General features: G+C 60.0%; 4 protein-coding genes and 1 tRNA gene. 4 read left to right on the plus strand and 1 reads right to left on the minus strand.

The window, feature by feature from the left end; translation table 11 throughout:
* A partial coding sequence (locus WBF74_RS08140; protein ID WP_424437901.1) for an MFS transporter occupies window positions 1-1,068 on the minus strand: 1,068 nt, incomplete at its 3' end.
* Between the two features lie 174 nt (window positions 1,069-1,242).
* Between WBF74_RS08140 and WBF74_RS08145 the strand changes: the two genes are divergently transcribed.
* The 4 genes from WBF74_RS08145 (at window position 1,243) to WBF74_RS08160 (ending at window position 2,994) form a co-directional block, all read left to right on the plus strand.
* Window positions 1,243-1,860, plus strand: a complete 618-nt coding sequence (locus tag WBF74_RS08145; protein ID WP_424437904.1) for a glutathione S-transferase family protein — start codon at window positions 1,243-1,245, stop codon at window positions 1,858-1,860.
* A gap of 141 nt (window positions 1,861-2,001) precedes the next feature.
* A complete protein-coding gene (locus WBF74_RS08150) occupies window positions 2,002-2,382 on the plus strand; it encodes a hypothetical protein (RefSeq protein ID WP_424437907.1) in 381 nt (126 codons plus the stop codon).
* Window positions 2,383-2,422: 40 nt separating this feature from the next.
* Window positions 2,423-2,842, plus strand: a complete 420-nt coding sequence (locus WBF74_RS08155) for a PaaI family thioesterase (protein WP_424437910.1) — start codon at window positions 2,423-2,425, stop codon at window positions 2,840-2,842.
* Window positions 2,843-2,904: 62 nt separating this feature from the next.
* Window positions 2,905-2,994: transfer RNA gene (locus tag WBF74_RS08160), tRNA-Ser, on the plus strand.
* The last annotated feature ends 374 nt before the right edge of the window (window positions 2,995-3,368 follow it).

Raw genomic sequence — 3,368 nt, forward strand, 5'->3', positions numbered from 1 at the left:
GGCTTCGGCAAGCATCAGCGGCTGCATCATCAGCAGATTGCCGATGGTGATGCCGAAGAGAACGGTCGCAACGATGAGGCCGGTCGTCGTATCTGCCATGGCGTAGAAAATCAGCGCCACGCCCTGCGTGATGACAAGGGCAATGACGAAGCCGCGCGAGGGAATGAAGGTGAGTGCCCATCCGCCTGCGAGGCGGCCCGCGATACTCGCAAAGGCCATGATGGCAACGGCAAGCGCGGCGGTGTCGTCGCTGCCGCTGCGTCCGGCCACGAGGCTGAACTGATGCGCGATGACGCCGACCTGCGCCATCATCGCAAAGATGAAGGCCGAGCAGGAGAGAATGAAAAAGCGGCTGCTGATTGCCGACCGATATTCAATCCCGTCTGCGGGCAGGGGCTGACCGCTGTCGTCACGCAGGATGGGATCGCCATCCGGTCCCGTTCCCATGGCTTGCGGGGAAGGGCGGATGAGCAGCCACGCCACCGGCACGATGCCGACAATGAAACCGATCGCGAGCCAGGGCGTCGCGCCCTGAAGGCCGGTCCGTTCGATCAGGCTTGCGGCAAAAGGCGTGATGATAATGCCGCCAAGCGAGAGGCCGGTTGATGCAATGGAGAGCGCAACGGAACGTCGCCGCGCGAACCATCGCGCAACAAGCGTCGTACCCGGAATAAGTGCCGAGGCCGAATAGCCCATGCCGAACAGCACATAGAAAAGATAGAGCTGCCAAAGCTCCGAGACATGGCCTGCGCCGAGCGTTGCAATGGCGCACATGGTTGCGCCAGCCGTGATAACCCAGCGCGGATCATATCGCTCGATCAGCGAGGCCACGCCGAGGCCCGTAATGCCGGAGGCAATGAAGAAGCAGGCCGTGGCTCCCGATGTTGCGGAAACGGAGAAGCCACCCTGCGCCACAAAGGCCTTGAGATAGACGGAGAGATTGTAGAAACCGAGACCCGCCGTCACCGTCATGACAGTGAAAACAGCGGCAACGACATACCAGCCATAAAAGGGGCCGGTGCCGCCTGCGGGCTGACCGACCTTCTCAGTGGCGTTCTTCACGCTCATGCTGCTCCTCCTCTGGCCGGTCTCACGCCGACTTGCCCCTAGATAACCACGGACTGAGCCGGGACCAACCATGAAAAGGCGCGAACCCTGTTGCGGTGGCGCTTCCGCCCTCATTCCGGTAATCATTCCCCATACCGGTATTCAGAACAGGCCGGAGCCACAGGGAGTGAGTTTATGAAATTCTATAATTCGATCGGGCCAAATCCCCGCGTCGTCAAAATGTTCATGCAGGAAAAGGGCATCAATATCCCCTTCGTTGAAGTGGATCTGATGCAGGGCGAGAACCGGAAGGAGCCTTTCCTTTCAAAGAATCCGGCCGGGCAGCTTCCCGCGCTTGAACTCGATGATGGCTCCGTCATCGCCGAGATCACGGCAATTTGCGAATATCTCGACGAGAAGTTTCCGGGCGAATCGCTCATCGGCAACACGGCAGAAGAGCGCGCTGAAACCCGCATGTGGACGCGCCGCGTTGATCTCAATATCTGCGAGCCGATGACGAGCGGTTTCCGCTATGCGGAAGGCCTGGCCCTTTTCGAAAACCGCATGCGCTGTCTGCCGGAAGCGGCGGCGGGGCTCAAGGCCATTGCTCAGGACAAGCTCGGCTGGCTCAACGGCCTGATGGAAGGCAAGGAGTTCCTTGCGGGCAAGCGGCTGACGCTCGCCGATATCCTGCTTTTCGGTTTCCTTGATTTCGGCGCGGTGGTCGGCCAGCCGATCAACCCGGAGCACAAGAACATCGTCGCGTGGTTCGAGCGCATGAAGGCGCGGCCTTCCGCAGCGGCTTCTGCCTGATTCTCACACAAGACGACAAAAATCAGAGGGCGCTCCCACGGGGCGCCCCTTTTGTCTCTTGCGGCGCGTCGTATTTCTGCCAAACTGATAAAGGAGAATTACTATTGTCGGGGAGGCGATAGTCGAGTGGGAGAAAACATCATGAAGTATCTCGTCCAACTTTGTCTGGCGCTTGGACTTGGCATATTGGCGATGAGCTTTTCGGGCGAGCCCGCCAAGGCGCAGCCCGTGCCGGAATGCATCGACATTCCGGAAGGCGATCCGGCCAAGATGGCATCCTGGTGGAACCGCCGTTCGGCGGAAGAGAAGAAATACATCAGCGAGCTGCCTTGCGAGCAGCGCTATATCCCGATGGTGTGCATCTTCCTTTTCGAACCCGATCTGCGCGGCTGCACCAACAAGGGGGTTGCCGAATACCGGGCTGACAAGGCATGTACGGCAGAAGGTCATGCGCTCATGAGCGAAGCGCACGCGGCCTGCAAGGAGCGCTTCAAGAAGACCTTCGTTCCGCCCTTCGCCTGAGCCGGGCAGGGCGGCGAAACCGCCCTGAAAGGATGACGAGATGAGTGCTGCGGACGATACCGGAACGGCGATGGACCCGGACTGGGAGTCGCCCGCGGCAGTTACGCTTGGCAAGCAGGTTCTCGAGAAAGACCCGGCGCGCGGCTATATCCGCGCGTCGTTCATTGCGGGCGATAATTTCGTCAATCGCGGCGGGCGCATCTTTGGCGGCTTTCTCTGCGCCATGCTGGATGGGCTGTGCGGCCATGCCGTGCGCCTCACACATGAAACGCCCGGCACGCCGCAAGTGACACTCGAACTCAAGACGAGCTTTGTGGGCCGCGCCGATACCGGCAAGTTGATCGGGGAAGGATGGGTCCGCCACCGCGGCAAATCCATCGCCTTTGCCGAGGCCGAACTTCGCAATGAAGCGGGCGAACTGGTGGCCAAAGGCAGCGCCACTCTCAAGATTGGCGCGTGATCGCGGCGCTCCGACGCTTTTCCTGTTGAGAAACCTTCCGCCAGCCGATAGTCAGAAGGTCCGGATGGGTGGCCGAGTGGTTTAAGGCACCGGTCTTGAAAACCGGCGTGGGTTCACGCCCACCGTGGGTTCGAATCCCACCCCATCCGCCAATACTTCTCTTAAGGAAGCGTTCTACGACGAGCACGGCGTCGGTCAGCTTCGCCACCTTGCCACGAACACCGTTGCCCAAATAGCAAACCCGCATCACCGCAGCGGGTCGCAAGGACAAGGCATTGGACTACGGCAAGCACGATTCCGCCAATGTCGCCGAGATCCGCAATCAGATTCCCGCGATTTCGATACCGTCTCGTTGGTCGAGCAGGGGCAAGCCTGGCCTGCCCGATTCATGACGGCGGACTCTGGTTTCCCCTAACTCTTTATGGTTAACGCGAATTCTCTTTTGCAAGTCGGGGTGGAGCTTGTCAAAATGGGACAAAGGACGGCGGAATAGCCGCGGGGTTTAGTTTAGGGGGGAGCGTAATAG

Source organism: Parvibaculum sp. (assembly GCF_049672805.1).
GTDB lineage: Bacteria > Pseudomonadota > Alphaproteobacteria > Parvibaculales > Parvibaculaceae > Parvibaculum.

Coding starts and splice junctions, on each gene's coding strand:
- WBF74_RS08150 (WP_424437907.1), top strand. CDS start 2,002: ATGAAGTATCTCGTCCAACTTTGTCTGGCGCTTGGACTTGGCATATTG.
- WBF74_RS08145 (WP_424437904.1), top strand. CDS start 1,243: ATGAAATTCTATAATTCGATCGGGCCAAATCCCCGCGTCGTCAAAATG.
- WBF74_RS08155 (WP_424437910.1), top strand. CDS start 2,423: ATGAGTGCTGCGGACGATACCGGAACGGCGATGGACCCGGACTGGGAG.